The following is a 17,048-nucleotide window of genomic DNA, read 5'->3' as shown; positions in this document are numbered from 1 at the left end:
ATCCGTCATAAGAAATGTCTATTTCACGGGAACAAACTGCTCGCCCTGCCAGAGCGCAACCCGTCCTTTTTTGTCCGCAACGTTCACGCGCGTGAAGCGACGCTCTTTACCCGGCATCAGGAAGTAATTTTCCTTGCACTCTTTACCGTCAGCCGGCTTCAGACACGGGCCGTAGGCAAGAATGCGCAACGTCGCATTACCGGTATTGACCAGCGTGCCGTTGGCGTACTGATAGCGAAAGTTTGCTTTCCTTGGCGCCACCACCAGGATAGTGCCGATGCGTGCCGAGGCGGTGGCGACCGCGCTGCGGGTCGAGCCATTGCGCTGGGCATCGCTGAGCGCCTGATCGAACCAGACGATGCGGTAATAGCGCTCTTTATCATCCGCCGGGCCTTTGTAGAAAAAGCGGATCACGTCGCTGGCCTTCGCGGGCAGCAGCAGACTAGCCGGGGTCAGTAAAATCTCGTCCTGCTTATCCATCGGGATCACCTTACCGCCATCCAGCGGCGAAGAGAGGCGTTCCATATGGATGTTGATTAAGCGACCGCTGTCGGTCGTGTTCTTGATCTCTTTACTCAGCGTGCTGCTTTCGCTGTTCATAAATGAAGAGATATCGCCCACATCCAGCGCCAGGGCTGGCGTCATTGTGCTGAGCAACAGGCTGATGGCCAGAATGTGTTTTTTCATATGAATTCAGTCCGTGAAATAAGGCAGGGGGACGTTCCCCCTGCCTTGTGCTACGAGAGGATCAGCTGGTCCAGGTCGCGTCGAACTGTACGCTGACGTCACCGCTCCAGATACCTTCCGGCAGGGCGCTGTAGTCAGTGACAGCCGTAGAACCATTGGTGGTGCCGCTGATGATGGAGAACGTGAAACCGTCCTGCGCGGTGGTGCGGCCAGCGGTGTTATAGCCGTTAGACAGCGCGCTGAGGTTGCCGCCCAGGGTGCCCGCAGCGGTGTCGATCATGGTGGTGTCAGCCGTTTTTTCGACCGCAACGCCGTTGTAGTCAACGCCCACGCTCAGGGTTGAACCAGAGGTATCCAACTGAGTCAGAGTGTTCGTGATCAGACGAGAAGTCAGTTTGAATGAGGTCGCGGTGGTGTCACCTTCGATAGCCACATCAAACAGGCCTTTCTGTGAGTTAAAGCCTTTAATCCCTTCGGCATACTGGAAAGCCAGGCTGCCCAGCGGAGTCACCACCAGCTTGCTGGTAGTGTCTTTTTTGGCGGTTGCGGACCAGGTAGCGACTGCCTGAGCAGTAACGTCAGCTGCCTGAGCGACACCCATACCGGCAAACGCGGTTACCAGAGCAATTGCAAGAACCTTTTTTTTCATAGCTTTTTCATCCTGAGTTTATTAAGGGACCTGATGTCCCACGTCTGTGTGCATTTCCCGCCATAATTCAGGCCGCATAATATTTATTGCGGCACAAATTATTTTGGGGTTACGACCTGGTGCACAATTTTAAAAATTACGTCCATTACTAATTACAGCGCGAGCTTATATATCTTTGAATACAGTTTTGCCTCGGCATTTCGCCGATGGGTATAAACCGTTTTCACACTACAATTTTCAATTTTGGCGATAGATTTTGGATGCATTCCCTGCGCCGTCATACGAATTATCTGCATTTCCCTGTTGGTAATTTTGTCTTTCTTTATATCTTTGCGTAGAAAACGACCATTAATAACGTATGCCAGCTCCTGACGAATATCTTTCGCTAAGTCGACATAAACTACGCCCCGAATAGAGCCATTGTAATACCAATAATTGGCCAACGCTTCCGAGCGCCTTGCGGCAATTAATACGATCTGTTTTCCTTTCATTTCAGCCAGCCACTCATTATCGCGGCGGATAAAATAGTTCAGCGAACTGGCGCTAAGATTAATAAATACAAATTCCCGGCGTACCTTTTCAAGTGACAGGTAAATTAAGTTATCGATATCAATAATTAGCTCAGCGAGTCCTTTAAGAAAATAACTGTCATGCGCTGGCCAGATGCACTGATCCAAAGAATATTTATAATCCATATAAAGTTAAACCCCATAGTCCTGGAAATCTTGAACGTATCACAACACTGCTGATAGCCCAGGCCTGCAAAGTCTAAGTCAGCAAATTCCCTCTTTAATATATCTAACCTAAAACTCAAAATAGTATTGCTTGAGACAAAGAACGCTAAATGACTTGCTTGTTTCTTGTGTTATCAAATTTAGGATTTTTCTCCATGTGTGTCAATAAGTGCTCAGAGTGCTAATTACCGAACAGGTCAATTTAAGCCAAAACAATAAAAATAAGAATATTGAGTTAAACACAAAAAGCATTTATTTTCATATGGTTATTAGCATTGCGTACGGGGATTCTTAAGTGAATATTATATGTTCCAGGATCTTAGCCATTACTGGTTAAGACTATTCTTAACGAGGGTTTCATTCGGAAATGCAAAAAAGTCGAACAAATTCAAAAAATAAGAACATAATACCAATAAACAACACAAAATCAGTGGTTAATTCCATTAACTAGCGTAAATAATGAAATTACACTCCGCACAAAAGGCCTGGTCGCCGACTAAAAATTTATCGAGGCCAATCGTAATCAAGCACGAAAAGATTAACTATTCGGTAAAACCGACTCAGAAAGAAGCCAGGCACGAACATCCTGAATGATGCCTTTGCGCCCGAGGCGGTAAATTTCCCCTGCAAATATCGCATACACCGCATTATATTTATCAGAGGAAATACGTATCATTATTAATCTCATTGCCAAAGCGTATTAAAGGTAGCAGACCCTGACCGGATTCCCGCTTGTGGATACAAAAGTGTGACCGCTGTCGGACTTTTTCGCCACCCGCTACCTCAAATCTTGCGTCCGTTCACTATTTGTTCGTCTTACTGTCATCCGACAGTCATATAAAACACCATTAATAGTGCCCAGTTGACTGACGAACCTGGACGCATTTATGAACAGTTCTCTGGCTGCGGTTGCAGAAACCGATTTTCAACCGTTTACGCCCCCCTATACCGACCGGCAGCGCAAGGTCCTGAGCGTACGTAACCTGAGCAAATCCTGGAACGCGCAGCAAACCGTTCTGGATAGCATCAGTTTCGATCTTCATGCGGGCGAACTGGTTGGCGTGATTGGCCGTTCCGGCGCCGGTAAATCGACGCTTCTGCACCTGCTGAACGGCACCCATAGCGCCAGCGGCGGCGAGATCCTGAGCTTCCCGGAAGTGGGGACGCCGCAGGACGTATCAAAGCTGTCAGGCCGCGCGTTAAACGCCTGGCGCAGCCAGTGCGGCATGATCTTTCAGGATTTCTGCCTGGTCCCGCGCCTCGACGTTTTGACCAACGTGCTGCTGGGGCGCCTGAGCCAGACCTCAACCCTGAAATCCTTATTCAAAGTCTTCCCCGACGCCGACCGCGCCCGCGCGATCTCTCTGCTGGAGTGGATGAATATGCTGCCGCAAGCGCTACAGCGGGCGGAAAACCTCTCCGGCGGCCAGATGCAGCGCGTGGCCATTTGCCGGGCATTAATGCAAAACCCCGGTATTTTACTGGCCGATGAACCAGTCGCGTCTCTTGACCCGAAAAATACGCAGCGAATTATGAATGTCCTGCGCGAAATTAGCGAACAGGGCATCAGCGTGATGGTAAACCTGCATTCGGTGGAGCTGGTGCGTGAATATTGCACGCGGGTTATCGGCGTGGCCAAGGGCAAGATTATTTTTGACGACCATCCCGCACAGCTGAATCAGGAAATTCTGCACCAGCTGTACGGCGATGAAATTAGCCAATTGCATTAAATTTCACTCACACGGGCAAAATAATGAAAAAGTACATCACTGGCGCAGTTCGTTTATCCGCAGCGGTTGCAGGCATTATGATGGCGTGGCAGGCAGGCGCTGCTGAACAGCCGAAGGAATTAAATCTGGGCATCCTTGGCGGCCAAAACGCAACGCAGCAAATTGGTGATAACCAGTGCGTTAAACAGTTCCTCGATAAAGAACTGAACGTCGATACGAAGTTGCGTAACTCTTCCGACTACTCCGGTGTAATTCAGGGATTGCTGGGCGGAAAAGTTGACGTCGTATTAAGCATGTCGCCGTCATCATACGCTTCGGTTTATATTAACAATCCTAAGGCCGTCGATATTGTCGGGATTGCCGTAGATGATAAAGACCAGTCCCGCGGCTATCACTCGGTGGTGATTGTCAAAGCCGACAGTCCGTATAAAAAGTTAGAAGATCTGAAGGGCAAAGCCTTTGGCTTCGCCGACCCGGACTCCACTTCCGGCTTTTTAATTCCGAACCACGCTTTTAAACAGCAGTTCGGCGGCACCTCGGATAACAAATACAATAACTTCTTCTCCAGCGTGACCTTCTCCGGCGGTCACGAGCAGGACATTCTGGGGGTGCTGAACGGCCAGTTTGCCGGCGCGGTGACCTGGACCTCCATGGTCGGCGACTATAACAGCGGCTACAGCGTCGGCGCCTTTAACCGCCTGATTCGCATGGATCACCCGGATTTGATGAAGCAAATTCGCATTATCTGGCAATCGCCGCTGATCCCGAACGGTCCGATCCTCGTCAGCAATGCCCTGCCGGCGGACTTTAAGGCCAAAGTCGTTACCGCGATTAAAAAGCTCGATACTGACGATCACGCCTGCTTTATCAAGGCGATGGGCGGTACTCAGCACATCGGCCCGGGAAGCGTGGCTGATTTTCAGCAGATCATCGATATGAAACGCGAACTGGTTAGCGCGCGTTAATCCCGCCCCTGACGCCGTCGCCCGCTGGCTATCGCGGGCAGCGGCGACTCGTTGAAGACACCACGACGCATGAATAACACCCATACCGAATTCGAACGCTATTACCAGCAGGTCCGCTCGCGGCAAAAGCGCGATACCTTGAGCGGATCCCTGCTGCTGTTGGCGCTCTATTTTGCCGCCGGCAGCATGGCCGAGTTTAATCTCTTTACTATCTGGCACTCGCTGCCCAACTTTTTCGATTACATGTTTGAGACGCTGCCGACGCTGCGCGTCGCCGACCTGTTTGCCGATTCGCATACCAAAGGTTCGCTGGCTTACTGGGGCTATCGTCTGCCGATACAGCTGCCGCTGATCTGGGAGACGCTGCAGCTGGCGCTGGCGTCCACGCTGGTGGCGGTGGCGATAGCCACCCTGCTGGGGTTCGTTGCCGCCAGCAACGCCTGGTCCCCTGCCCCGCTGCGGGTTGCCGTCCGCGTGCTGGTGGCTTTTCTGCGCACCATGCCGGAGCTGGCGTGGGCGGTCATTTTCGTGATGGCTTTTGGTATCGGGGCGATACCGGGCTTTCTGGCATTGATGCTGCACACTATCGGCAGCCTGACCAAGCTGTTCTATGAAGCGGTGGAGAGCGCCCAGGATAAACCGGTGCGCGGTCTGGCCGCCTGCGGCGCGTCGCATCTGCAGCGTATTCGCTTCGCCCTGTGGCCGCAGGTGAAACCCATTTTTCTCTCCTACGGCTTTATGCGGCTCGAAATTAACTTCCGCTCTTCGACGATCCTCGGGCTGGTAGGCGCGGGCGGCATCGGCCAGGAGCTGATGACCAACATCAAACTGGATCGTTACGATCAGGTCAGCATCACGCTGCTGCTGATTATTATCGTGGTATCGCTGCTGGATATGCTGTCCGGCCGCCTGCGGCAGTGGGTTCTGGAGGGGAAAAAATGAGTCAGTGGCAAAAACAACCGGATATCGCCGCCAGCCGCCGCCAGCATCGGCATTTATATCAGGCCCAGGGGCGCTATCTGCGCTATGTCGGCCTGCTGGCGCTGGCCAGCGTGCTCTATTATGTCTGGTTCTTTATGCAGTTCGGCATCAGCGGCGGGCAGCTCGCCGCCGGGCTGCAGCAGATGGGTCGCTACCTACTGCGGATGTTCGTCTGGCACGACTTTTTCAACTGGCCGTTTCGCTATTACTTCACGCAAATCGCCATTACCCTGGCGATTGTTTTCGCCGGGACGCTTACCGCGACGGTTATCGCCCTACTGCTCTCTTTTCTCGCGGCGCGCAACATTATGCGCGGCGTTGTTCCGGGGATCATCGCCCTGCTGATGCGCCGGTTGTTCGACGTGCTGCGCGGCATCGATATGGCTATCTGGGGGCTGATTTTCGTCCGCGCCGTAGGGCTCGGGCCGCTGGCCGGGGTGCTGGCGATTATCATGCAGGATACCGGGCTGCTGGGCCGTCTGTATGCCGAGGGGCATGAGGCGGTTGACCGTTCGCCGGGACGCGGCCTGACGGCGGTGGGGGCGAACGGTTTGCAGAAGCATCGCTTCAGCATTTTTACCCAGTCTTTTCCGACATTTCTGGCGCTCAGCCTGTATCAGATTGAATCGAATACCCGTTCCGCGGCCGTACTCGGTTTTGTCGGCGCGGGGGGCATCGGCCTGATTTATGCGGAAAATATGCGCTTGTGGAACTGGGACGTGGTGATGTTTATTACCCTGCTGCTGGTGGCGGTGGTGATGGCGATGGATACGCTGTCCGCCTGGCTGCGCCGCCGCTATATCGGCGGCAGCGCGGTGCCGCTGTTTAAAGCTGATTAGTTTTTTCCCGGAAACGGTACTGCGCACTTGTCCGGGCTACCCAACCGGCACGAAAAAGTAGCCCGGGTAAGGCGTTTACGCCGCCGCCCGGGGGAAAATCACAGCCGCCACGTCAGCACCGGCCACCGGTGCTGCGCGTTCGCCGCCGCCAGCTGCGGGCACGGATTGACCAGCCGTACGCGATCGGCATGCAGGCACAGCGGCAGGTCGTTGATTGAATCGGTGTAGAAGGTTATCTCGCCCGAATAGTCGGGATGGGCTGCCAGCCACTGCTGAAGGCGCACGACTTTCCCCTGCTGATAGCTCGGCGTACCGGCAATCACGCCGCTATCGCCACCGTCGGACATTACGACGTCAATTCCCAGCGCCTGCTCGATGCCCAGCTCCGCCGCAACCGCCTGTACCAGCAGGCTGACCGACGCCGAGATCACCAGCATCTGCTCGCCCTTCGCCTGTAAAGTCCGAATCAAATCCCACGCCTGCGGATACACGCGCGGCATAACCTCTTCGCGTACGCAGCGCGCCAGCAGCGCGTCTACGTCCTGCTTTGGTACGCCAATCAGCGGTGCCTGAATCAGGGCGACATAATCGGCGATATTCATTTCGCCGCGGTCGTAGTCCTCCATCAGTCGCGCTTCCCGCGCCAGGTAATCAAGATCGTTTACCCAGCCCTCGCGCACCATAAAGCGGCTCCACAGCGTACTGCTGTCTCCCTTAATTAACGTATTATCCAGATCGAAAATGGTCAGCGTTTTACCCATCGTTTATTTTCCCTTATCGGCCACGGCGTCTCGCGAGAGCATGCGCAAGAAAAATGACAGCAGAATGACCCGGGAGAAATACCCGGGTCATTGGCTATGCGGCGCTAACTTTCGGCGCGCGAAACACCAGCATAATTCCGCCAAGGATCGCCGCCATACCGACAACCGCCGCCCAGGGGAGTCGGTTCCCCAGCATTAGATAGTCCAGCAGCGCGGTAATCACCGGCACCAGATAAAACAGACTGGTGACGTTAACGATATTCCCGGCGCTCAGCAAACGATAGAGCAGCAGCTGAGCCACGACCGAAATCAGCAGGCCAAGGAACAGCACCGGGATGATAAAGCCTGCGCTAAAGTGAACATAAAAACCGCTCACCGGCGCCATAAATAAGCACAAAAGCAGGCTAACCAGATACTGTAGCGGCAGAACGTCAACCGGCGCCTGGCGGCTACGGTTTTGCAAAATGGCGCCAAAGGTCATCAGCAGCAGCGCGGCAAGGGCAAAAATAATGCCGCTGACCGCCATCTGCGAAGCCGCCAGGCTCCGCCATACCAGCAGAACCAGCCCCGCCAGCGCCAGCAGCAGGCCCAGCAGCCGAATGCCCTGCAGCCGCCGCTCAACGACGCAGAGGGTGAGAATCGGCTGAATGCCCATGATGGTGGCAATCAGCCCCGGCGTCACGCCGTGGGCCATCGCTTCAAAGTAGCAGACAGAATAGCCGCCAATCAGCATCAGTCCGCTGATGATGACCTGCAATCGCGTCCCGCGCGCCGGTAGCCAGCGTTTGCGCAAAATAGCGAGCGGCAGCAGCGCCAGCAGGGCTATCAGAAAACGGAAAACCAGCAGCGCCATCGGCGATGCGTTGTCCAGCCCCCAGCGGGTAAAAATCGCGGCGCTGCCCCACAGCAGGACAAAGGTTGCCGTTGTCGCCTGCGAGGCGAGCAAAGCGTATCGAGAATGCATAAATGTGTTCCAGATCCTGAATGTGTTGCGGTCGGTACGCGTTATCAACGAGTACCATAAAGTTCGGAGGTCAGACCCCGGTTACCACGGATTCAGGAGGCGGAGGGCAGGCGCAGGAATACAGGCGACGACGCGATGATACCATCCGGCCCGCCGATAAATCAGCGCAGGAGAGGAAATGTCCAGAGATGGCGCTATGCGTCACGGGGGTCACCTGTTAGTTAACGTGCATAAACATTAGCATGGTTAACGAAAAATTTACAAGACAGCGCGTGACTCGGGGAATGCGCCGGGATTCACGCATCAGTGCGGGTTTTCCCGGGTCGCGCTACGCTTACCCGGGCTACGCCTCCACGGCATTGTGCTGAGCGGTCGCCCGGGCAGATACGCGGCGAGGTAGCTTCCCTCCTCATCCCCACAAGCTCATGACCAGCAGCACCGCTATCAGCAATAGCGGATAAATTCGCACATGCCAGCGATCCGGTAAACGCGCCAGCCAGCGGGAGGCGATTTTTAATCCCAGCCAGCTTCCCGCCACCAGCTGCGCCGCCGCCGACAGCCAGATATTGCCGACAAACCCAGCCGGCAGCGCCACCGGCGACAGCCACGCCATCAACAGCCAGGTGAGCGTCGCCGTTGCCGCCAGCGGCAGGGTCAGGACGTTGGCCATCGCCGCGGCTTCAGACATCAGCACGCCGCGACGGCGCATTAAAGGAACCGTCATCACGCTTCCTCCGACGCCGAGAAAAGAGGCGATCAGGCCAATGACGCCCCCTACCGTCAGCTCATGGGGCGCCGTCGGCACCACCCGGCTGGACGGCGGAGTCATAAATCCGGCGCGAAAGTAGCAATCGATAATGGTCGCCAGTAGGTAGATAACGAACAGCCAGCGGATCCACTCCCCGTTCACCTGAAGCGCCAGCATCGCGCCCGCCGTTCCGCCCACGGCAATGCCGGTAAGCATCGCCCATAAGCGGCGCCAGCGGAGGATACCGGTACGCGCGTGCCGCCAGGTCGCCAGCAGCGCGGAACAGAGCATAACCAGCGCCGAGGTGGCGACGGCGATCTGCATCGCCTGTTGCCCGACGGCGCTTTGCGCTCCCCACCCGTTGGTCGCCAGTAAATAGAGCAGCGGGACAGTAACGAAACCGCCGCCGAAGCCAAAGAGCCAGGTCGTGATGCCGGAAAGTATGCCGCACAGAAAAAGCCAGTCGCTCATTGGAACGCCTCCACAAAAGGAGGTAACGATATAGAATAAGGCGATGGCCGGCTTACGCTTTAAAGCCAATCTATTACGAATTTCAGCCAGGGCTACACTTATGCGCAACGTTGCGATTGATGACGTCGACCATCTTCCTCGCCCGGTACTGGCGCTGGGCAGCGACTATCCGCCCAACACCCTTCTGGAGCGGCATAGCCACCGCCGGGCGCAGTTTCTGTACGCCATGAACGGATTAATGAAGGTCGAAACGGACGACGGCCAGTGGCTGGTACCGCCGTTCAGCGGGGTCTGGATCCCGGCGACGAAACCTCATCGCGTCTGGATGCCCGGCGTCAGCACCCACAGCCTGTATATTGACGCGCGGGACGCCCCGCGGGAAAACGAGCGCTGCGAAGTCTTACAGGTTTCTCCGCTGGCCCATCAGCTGCTGCTGGCCGCCTGTCGGCTACCGCTGCTGTATGAAGAGAGCGGGCGCGATGCCGCTCTGATTACGCTGCTGCTCCATGAACTGCGCGCCGCCGCGCCGCTGCCGATGTTTACGCCGCTTCCGCAGAACAGCCGCCTCGCGGCGTTATGCGGCGATTTTCAGCGCCAGCCGAGTATCCGCAGTACGCCGCAGCAGTGGGCGCAAAAGCTGAGTAAGAGCGTACGCACGTTTAATCGTCTGTTTCGTCGCGAGACCGGGATGGCGTTTTGCGACTGGCGCCAGCAGGCCTGCCTGATGTACGCCATGACGGCGCTGCGTGAGGGACGTTCGATTACCGAAGTTGCGCTAAGTCTGGGCTATGAGTATCCGGCTGCCTTTACCGCGATGTTCCGCAAAGCGATGGGCTATTCGCCGCTGGCGTTTATCCGTCAGATAAACGGCGGACCGGCACACGCCAGTCCGCCGTAGTCGCGGATTACCCGGCTGCGCGATTCAGCCAGTCAAACAGCGTGTCCACCGAGAGCTGCGCAGGCGCACGCGATGCCGGCTGTCCCGGTTTAATCAGCAGCAGCGTCGGCAGACCGCGCACGCCGAGGTCGCTCGCCAGCGCCTGATGCCGATCGGCATCCAGATAACGCGTATCCAGTTGAGCAATTCGCGAGCTGAGTTTCTCATGCGCCAGCAGCTGCCAGAGCTTGCGGCAGTGCACGCAGCGTTCCGCGCCAACGAACAGCAGCACCGGCCGTTCACTCTCCAGCTCGCTCGCCGCGCTTATCGGCGTGAACGCGCTTTCCGCGACGCGGAACAGCTTCGGACTGCGGCGCAGGGTATCGTTATCAGTTGCCACGCACAGCGCATCGGCACTTTTACTGTACGGCTTCACGCCTGCCACCCGCACCACGCTCTGCGCCGGACCGGCCCCCGCCGCCCCAGGCTGGCGCAGGGTACGCACATCCACCGCCGCAATCGGCGTCTCCTGCGGCTGCGCCAGCTGCGGGATCCAGCCATAGGGAATGCGGTAGGCGCGATAGACCATATTGTTGTTCAGGGTCTTGCCCCAGAACGGCGAAATATATTCCCAGACAATTTCGTGGTCGCGGGTCACTTCGAAAATGCGCCCGTTCGATCCTTCGTTAATCAGGGTATTGCCGTTTTCCAGGCGCTGCATATTGCTGATATAGGGGCTGTAAAAGCGGTACGAATCGGTCGGCTGCGGCAGATCTGCTTCATAGGGCGAGTAGCGCCATTCGATATCGAGGGTCAGCGGATTGATCTCCAGGATCCGGGAGTAATCGCGCCAGGCGTTTTTCACGCCGTCCGCCGATGCCGGATTCGGCGCGCCGTATCCGGCCCAGCCGCCGTTATCGAAAATCAGGATATTACCCGCGCCCGGTAGCCCCTGCGGGATCATATGCGCATGGTGCTGGCCGATGATCCAGCCGATGTGCTTCAGCTCCGGCTTGCTGTAGTCCGGGCCCAGCTGCCAGACGATCTTGCCGCTCTGTTTGTCGATAATGGCGATAATGTTGGATTCGCGGGCGTCCCAGATAATATTGTCGGGGTGAAAACGCGCATCGCCGGCGTCATACCACTTATTCGGCCCCAGCGCCGACATCGAATTGATATGCATCCAGTCGCCCATACCGCCGCCGCTGGCGCGCATATTCGGGTTGTTGTACAGCGCGGTACGCGCCGCGTCGTCGAAACCCAGCTCGTGGAAATGGTCGCTGCAGCGCCACTCCCACACCACGTTGCCCTGCCAGTCAACTTCAATAATGGTGTCGTCCAGCAGCAGCTTGTCGGAAATCGCTTCATTAACCAGATTGGTGTGGGCGAGGATCAGGGTATTGCCGCCATCCACCTGCGGCTCCAGCCCCGGCGCGTAGTAGCCCACCGGGTTACCCGCGCGCTGATAGTCGTGATGCGCGCGCGCCATCCAGCGCGTTTCATTACCCGGATCGCTCACCTGCTCGTAGCGATCGAATTTCCAGGTGACGTTGCCTTCCCAGTCCACCTGGATCAGGTCGAGCATATCCTGCATACCGTAGCGCGGGTCGCGCTCGCCGCTGTGGCCGAGGATCGCGCCGCCGGGCAGGATTTTATTGGGAAACCCGTGCAGTTCAGGCCATTCGCGCACCACGCGGCCGTTCATATCCACCAGCACCGCGCCGTGTTCGGTGGCCTGGAAAAGGGTGTAGCCGCTCCAGGCGCGCGACGGATCGTAGAGGGTGGCGCCGGTCGGGTAGACGGAAGGATATCCCATATATTGCTCCTTAAATAAAAGAATCAGGCAGAGGTAATCAGGTTGCGAATCTGGCGGCAGGCGGCGCTAAACGAAGCATCATCGCGCTGGCGCGGATGGGGCAGCGCCAGGCTCACCACTTCCCGTATCCGCCCCGGACGCGGCGAGAGCACAACGACCCGGTCGGCCAGAGCGACGGCCTCTTCCACATCGTGCGTCACCAGCAGCGTGGTGGTTCCCGCGCGCTGGTGAATCTGTAAAAGTTCCTGCTGCAGAGTGTGGCGCGTCAGGGCATCCAGCGCGCCGAAAGGCTCATCGAGCATCAGGATCTGCGGACGGGCCACCAGGCCGCGGGCAATGGCCACCCGCTGGGCCATCCCGCCGGAGAGCTGCGCGGGCAACGCGTTGGCGAATTCGCTGAGCTGCACGCGTTCCAGCATTTCCAGCGCCCGCTGGCGCTTCGCCGCCCGGCTGAGCTTTTCATCCGCCAGGCCGAGCATCACGTTGTCGAGCACGTTAAGCCACGGAAACAGGCGCGGCTCCTGAAATACGATGCCGCGCTCTTTGCCCACGCCGGTGACCCGCTCGCCGTTAATGCGAATTTCGCCCTGGGTCGCTGACTCAAGGCCTACCAGCATCCGCAGCAGCGTCGATTTGCCGCAGCCGCTGCTGCCCACCAGCGCCACCAGTTCACCGGCGGCGATATCCAGGCTGAAATTCTGTAGCGCCGTCACCTGTTGCCAGGATTTACGCACGTGACGAAAAGAGACCAGAGTCGAAGAGGTCATAGCTGCTCCTGTTGACGCCAGCGGGTGGCGCGCATTTCCAGTAAACGTCCGGCTTTATCCAGCGCCGCGCCGGTAATACCGACCAGCACCATGCCGCAAAGAATGGTGGGCATATCCAGCAGCTGCTGGGCATTGATCATCAGACTGCCGATGCCGACGCCGGAGGACATGAAATATTCCGCGCCGATATTGCCAAGCCAGGCGTAAATCAGCGCCAGCCGCAGACCGGCGAAGATCCCCGGCGCCGCGCCGGGAAGAATGACCCTGCGCAGGCGCGCTACTTCACCTAACCGCAGCACTCTGGCAACCTCATCGAGCTGCGGGTTGCGCTGCAGCACGGCCTGCAGGGTGCTGAAGAACATCGGAAAGAACGACGCCAGCGCGATAAAAACGATTTTGCCGCCGTTATCGTTGCCCACCCACGCGGTCAGCAGCGGCAGCCAGGCAAACAGGGCGATATGACGCAGCACGTTGAGCGTAGGCGTGAAAATTTGCCCGGCGCGCGGGCGCAGCGCCAGCAGCAGTCCGCAGAGCAGGCCCCCCGCAATCCCCAGCGCGCCGCCGACAAAGGCTCGCCCGAGGCTTGCCAGCATCGCCGCGGTCAGCTCCCCGCTCAGGGCGCCCTGCATAAAACGCGCCGCCACCGCCAGCGGCGAAGAGAACAACGCGCCATCGATCCAGCCCCACGAGCTTGCCAGCTGCCACAGCGCCAGCAGGACCAACGGCAGCTGCAGCGCCCGCCAGCTGGCCTGCGGTTTCCACGCCAGGCGTCCGGCGGCTGGCTGCGGCCAGAACACCAGCCGGGCACAGGCGCGGTTCGCCGCCCACTCCATCAGCATGCCGCTCAGGCCAACCACCGCAATGGTGACGAAGACGATATCCAGCTGAAACAGCTGGCGGCCCCAGACCATCAGGTAGCCAATGCCTTCCGAAGAAGCCAGCAGTTCAACGACGATAAGCGATACCCAAGCCTGGGACAGCGCCAGACGCAGGCCGGTAAACCAGCCCGGCAGGCTTGCCGGGATCACCAGCCAGCGCAGCCGCTGCCAGCGGGAAAAGTTCATCACCCTTGCGGCTTCGCTCAGGGTCAGCGGCACGCCGGCCACCGCCTGCTGCGTATTAATGGTCATCGGCACCACGGTGGTTTTGACGATAACCGCCAGCTTGAGGCCGTTATCAATGCCGAACAGCACCATAAACAGCGGGATCCAGCCGAGCGTCGGGATTTGCGCCAGGGCGTAGAACAGCGGCTCCACGCGCTGCGCGGCGGCCGGGACCAGGCCGAACAGCGCGCCAAGCAGCGTGCCGGCAGTGGCCCCCAACAGCAGGCCAAGCGCCAGATGCTGAAGGCTGAATCCCCACTGCGCCAGCAGGTCGCCGCTCAGCAGCGATAGCGCGGTATCGGCAACCACCGACGGCGCGGGCAAAATTTGCTCCGGCATCCATCCTTCGCGAGCGGCGACGTACCACAGCAGCAGCAGCAACGCTGGCAGTAGCCACGGCCAGCCGTTAAGCCTGAAGCCCGGCCTGGCTGGGGCATCGGTTCTTAAGATCATCTGCGACATATCGGTCCACTTTTCGGCAAGTTATGTCGCTATCAAAACGTGACTTCCCCTTCGCCGCCATTGCGTAAGGCGAATAATCCCGATGCATCGAATGCATTTGAGCCTGCCGGCCGCGCGGCGTCTGATTTAGCTTTTTTTCACCCAAGCTTGGCGAATAAAAGCATTTAACACGCGGCCCGTGGGCTCTTTAGGGTGAGAAAAAACTCAAGGGAGCAATACGTTATGATGAAAGCATTTTTTAGCCGCACCTTGCTGGCGCTGGCGGCGGTTATCGGCCTGGCTGCAAGCGTCCAGGCCGAAGCGCTGCGCACCATTCGCATCGGCGTGCCGGACCAGAGCGCAGGCAGTAAACCCTTTATTGAGGGTCCGGTCGGCATGGCGTTTATCCGCCACCAGCTGGAAGAAACGTTTAAACCGCAGGGCGTAGAAGTGCAGTGGCAGTTTTTCAAAGGCGCTGGCCCGGCGGTAAATGAAGCGTTAGCCAACCGCCAGCTGGATTTTGTCTACCTCGGCGATCTGGCGGCGATTATCGGTAAAGCCAACGGACTGCCGACGCGCCTGCTGCTGGGCAGCCGCGGCTCGGAATCTTACCTTGCGGTGACCAAAGCCTCGGGGATTAAAACGCTGGCCGATCTGCAAGGCAAACGGGTGGCGGTATATCGCGGCACGGCGGACCAGCTGGCCTTTGACCGCGCGCTGCAAACCGTCGGCCTCAATGAGCGTAGCCTGCAGGTAATCAACCTCGACTGGAACGCCGGCAAAGCGGCGCTGGCGGCCGGTCGCGTCGATGCGGTGTGGGGCGGCGTTTCGCTGCTGGCGCTGCGTGGCGATAAGATTGATGTGGTCGTCAAAAGCGGCGATTCCGGCCGTCAGAACACGACTCAGGCGGGATTCCTCGGCACGCAGACGTTTATTGACGCCTGGCCGCAGGCGACCCAGCAGATGATTAACGTACTGGTGAAGAACGCCGCGGAAATCAGCGACCCGGCCAATCGCGACGCCTGGTCCGCCGAGATGGCGCAGCAGAGCCAGATCCCGCAGGCGTTGTTTCTCGAAGAGCTGCAGCCGCAGGATCTGAACTTTACCACCTCGCCGCGTATCGACCCCTTCCTGACCGACAGCTTTAGCCTTAGCGTCGAACAGGCGAAATCGGGACGCCTGATCCGCAGCGCTTTTGACGTCAGCCAGTGGGTGGACGGCCAGTTTGTCGAGCAGGCGCTGAAATCCCTGCGGCTGGAAAATCGCTGGCCGCAGTATGATGCCAAAGGCCTGGCGAAAAACGCCGGTTAACCGCTCTCCTCCTGCACCAGCAGCTGCAGCTGATGCTGACGATCGGTATGAAGAATAATCTCAATTAGCTTCTCCACCAGCGGCGGCTGCGCCGCGTGAACCGGAGAGATAATGGCAAACCGGGTCTGCATCAGCCGCCACTCCTCAGGCAGATCGCTGAGCTCCAGCTTAACCAGCCGATGGCTGTGCTGGCACAGCGCGAAGCCGTCCTCGCTGGCGAAGCTAATCGCGTTGGTCTGCGCGAGGGTGGCAAGCAGCGCGTAGATATGGTCACACTGAATCGCCGGGGTAAAATCCTGCTGCTGGCTAAGGGTCGCCAGCACCTTGCGCACGCCCGGCGGCAAATAGGGCGCCGCAAAGGGGTAGCGCAGCATCGCCTGAATAGAGACCGGCCCCTGTTTGGCCAGCGGATGGTCGGCATGGCAGACGAAAAAGCAGCGCTGCGGGCTGAGCGGCTGCACGCGCAGCTGCGGGTCGAGCTCGGCCTGCCAGCTGTCGGCGACCACAAAAGGGTAAAGCTGGGAGTTCAGCGCCTGATGCAGCGCCAGCCAGTTATCGATTTGAAAGCGCACCCTCGCCTGCGGTAAAAGGCGATGAAACCCGCCGACGGCGGCCGGAATCAGCCTCGCGGCAGGGGCCGGGCCGCAGCCAAAAGCGACCTCGCCGTTTTGCGCATCGTCCGCTTCGCGCAGCTGGCTGCTGAGCTCCACGTTCAGCTCCTGAAAGCGGCGGGCGTAGGGCAGCAGCTTTTGCCCGTGCAGGGTGAGCGTCGGTAGCTTACTCTGACGATCGAATAACGGATGGCCGACGCTCTGCTCCAGCGCCTGAATGCTGCGGCTGAAGGCCGACTGCGACAGGCACACCGCCTCCGCCGCGCGATTAAAACTGCCGTATTCAACTAGCGCCACAAAGTTGCGCAGTTGGCGAAAATCCAGATGCATTGGCCGCCCCACTCTCTCTTTTTGGCTACAAAAGTACTGGAGCGCAGCCAGGCGGCGCAATGGCGGAATGATGAGGATTTTTCACCCAGCACGGAAGCAGAAGGAACGTCCAGCATCCGTATATTTGTGAAATATTGTTTCAAGGAGAAAAAAATTATTAATATGGCGGGTTCGGTTTTGCCATAAATAATCAGCGTTAATTCTCACGCAGCGAACCGGCCTATATTATTTACGTAAGGTTTCGTAAATTTTGCGTTTGGTCA

At 57.9% G+C, this 17,048-nt stretch carries 16 protein-coding genes; 6 read left to right on the top strand and 10 right to left on the bottom strand.

What is annotated here, in order from left to right:
- Window positions 1-18: 18 nt before the first annotated feature.
- The 3 genes from IYV58_RS05575 to ecpR form a co-directional block, all read right to left on the bottom strand.
- Window positions 19-687, bottom strand: coding sequence for an EcpB family pilus assembly chaperone (locus IYV58_RS05575; RefSeq protein WP_004133761.1), 669 nt, complete (start codon window positions 685-687; stop codon window positions 19-21).
- A 61-nt stretch (window positions 688-748) separates the two neighbouring features.
- Entirely contained in the window at window positions 749-1,336 is a 588-nt protein-coding gene (gene ecpA, locus IYV58_RS05570) for a common pilus major fimbrillin subunit EcpA (RefSeq protein WP_004129459.1), read from the bottom strand.
- A 152-nt stretch (window positions 1,337-1,488) separates the two neighbouring features.
- Entirely contained in the window at window positions 1,489-2,031 is a 543-nt protein-coding gene (gene ecpR / locus IYV58_RS05565; RefSeq protein WP_004129457.1) for an ECP biosynthesis operon DNA-binding transcriptional regulator EcpR, read from the bottom strand.
- A 926-nt stretch (window positions 2,032-2,957) separates the two neighbouring features.
- Between ecpR and phnC the strand changes: the two genes are divergently transcribed.
- The 4 genes from phnC (at window position 2,958) to phnE (IYV58_RS05545) (ending at window position 6,585) form a co-directional block, all read left to right on the top strand.
- A complete protein-coding gene (phnC, locus tag IYV58_RS05560; RefSeq protein ID WP_004129455.1) occupies window positions 2,958-3,800 on the top strand; it encodes a phosphonate ABC transporter ATP-binding protein in 843 nt (280 codons plus the stop codon).
- A gap of 23 nt (window positions 3,801-3,823) precedes the next feature.
- The gene (gene phnD / locus IYV58_RS05555; protein ID WP_029669800.1) at window positions 3,824-4,765 is read left to right on the top strand and encodes a phosphonate ABC transporter substrate-binding protein; all 942 of its coding nucleotides are present in this window, start codon (window positions 3,824-3,826) and stop codon (window positions 4,763-4,765) included.
- A 69-nt stretch (window positions 4,766-4,834) separates the two neighbouring features.
- A complete protein-coding gene (phnE, locus tag IYV58_RS05550) occupies window positions 4,835-5,707 on the top strand; it encodes a phosphonate ABC transporter, permease protein PhnE (protein WP_004132516.1) in 873 nt (290 codons plus the stop codon).
- Entirely contained in the window at window positions 5,704-6,585 is an 882-nt protein-coding gene (gene phnE, locus IYV58_RS05545; protein WP_087828299.1) for a phosphonate ABC transporter, permease protein PhnE, read from the top strand. The genes phnE (IYV58_RS05550) and phnE (IYV58_RS05545) overlap by 4 nt, the downstream gene beginning before the upstream one ends.
- A gap of 98 nt (window positions 6,586-6,683) precedes the next feature.
- Here phnE (IYV58_RS05545) and IYV58_RS05540 read toward each other — a convergent pair whose 3' ends face one another.
- The 3 genes from IYV58_RS05540 to IYV58_RS05530 all read right to left on the bottom strand — a co-directional run bounded on the left by IYV58_RS05540 (window position 6,684) and on the right by IYV58_RS05530 (window position 9,529).
- Window positions 6,684-7,346, bottom strand: a complete 663-nt coding sequence (locus IYV58_RS05540) for an HAD family hydrolase (RefSeq protein WP_195729472.1) — start codon at window positions 7,344-7,346, stop codon at window positions 6,684-6,686.
- Between the two features lie 94 nt (window positions 7,347-7,440).
- The gene (locus IYV58_RS05535) at window positions 7,441-8,310 is read right to left on the bottom strand and encodes a DMT family transporter (RefSeq protein WP_195729471.1); all 870 of its coding nucleotides are present in this window, start codon (window positions 8,308-8,310) and stop codon (window positions 7,441-7,443) included.
- 409 nt (window positions 8,311-8,719) lie between these two features.
- The gene (locus IYV58_RS05530; RefSeq protein ID WP_004129438.1) at window positions 8,720-9,529 is read right to left on the bottom strand and encodes a sulfite exporter TauE/SafE family protein; all 810 of its coding nucleotides are present in this window, start codon (window positions 9,527-9,529) and stop codon (window positions 8,720-8,722) included.
- A 100-nt stretch (window positions 9,530-9,629) separates the two neighbouring features.
- Between IYV58_RS05530 and IYV58_RS05525 the strand changes: the two genes are divergently transcribed.
- Complete coding sequence (locus IYV58_RS05525; protein ID WP_004129436.1) at window positions 9,630-10,427, top strand: AraC family transcriptional regulator; 798 nt, start codon at window positions 9,630-9,632, stop codon at window positions 10,425-10,427.
- Between the two features lie 7 nt (window positions 10,428-10,434).
- Here the strand turns inward: IYV58_RS05525 and IYV58_RS05520 are convergent, their stop codons facing one another.
- The 3 genes from IYV58_RS05520 to IYV58_RS05510 are packed head-to-tail and all read right to left on the bottom strand — an operon-like array spanning window position 10,435 to window position 14,554.
- Entirely contained in the window at window positions 10,435-12,222 is a 1,788-nt protein-coding gene (locus IYV58_RS05520; protein WP_123828426.1) for an aryl-sulfate sulfotransferase, read from the bottom strand.
- A gap of 23 nt (window positions 12,223-12,245) precedes the next feature.
- Entirely contained in the window at window positions 12,246-12,989 is a 744-nt protein-coding gene (locus IYV58_RS05515; RefSeq protein ID WP_004129433.1) for an ABC transporter ATP-binding protein, read from the bottom strand.
- Window positions 12,986-14,554 carry an ABC transporter permease gene (locus tag IYV58_RS05510; protein ID WP_004129431.1) on the bottom strand — a complete coding sequence of 523 codons (1,569 nt, stop codon included), beginning with the start codon at window positions 14,552-14,554 and terminating at the stop codon, window positions 12,986-12,988. The genes IYV58_RS05515 and IYV58_RS05510 overlap by 4 nt, the downstream gene beginning before the upstream one ends.
- Before the next feature lie 222 nt (window positions 14,555-14,776).
- Here IYV58_RS05510 and IYV58_RS05505 point away from each other — a divergent pair, with 222 nt between their 5' ends.
- On the top strand, window positions 14,777-15,844 hold the full coding sequence (locus tag IYV58_RS05505; protein ID WP_195729470.1) for an ABC transporter substrate-binding protein: 1,068 nt from the start codon (window positions 14,777-14,779) through the stop codon (window positions 15,842-15,844).
- On the opposite strand, the gene IYV58_RS05500 is transcribed toward IYV58_RS05505, so the two are convergent.
- Complete coding sequence (locus IYV58_RS05500) at window positions 15,841-16,785, bottom strand: LysR family transcriptional regulator (protein WP_195729469.1); 945 nt, start codon at window positions 16,783-16,785, stop codon at window positions 15,841-15,843. The genes IYV58_RS05505 and IYV58_RS05500 overlap by 4 nt on opposite strands.
- Window positions 16,786-17,048: the final 263 nt, after the last annotated feature.

It is taken from the genome of Klebsiella sp. BDA134-6 (genome assembly GCF_015601345.1).
In the GTDB taxonomy this organism is placed as follows: Bacteria; Pseudomonadota; Gammaproteobacteria; order Enterobacterales; family Enterobacteriaceae; genus Klebsiella; species Klebsiella grimontii.
This window is presented reverse-complemented; position numbering and strand designations above follow the sequence as displayed.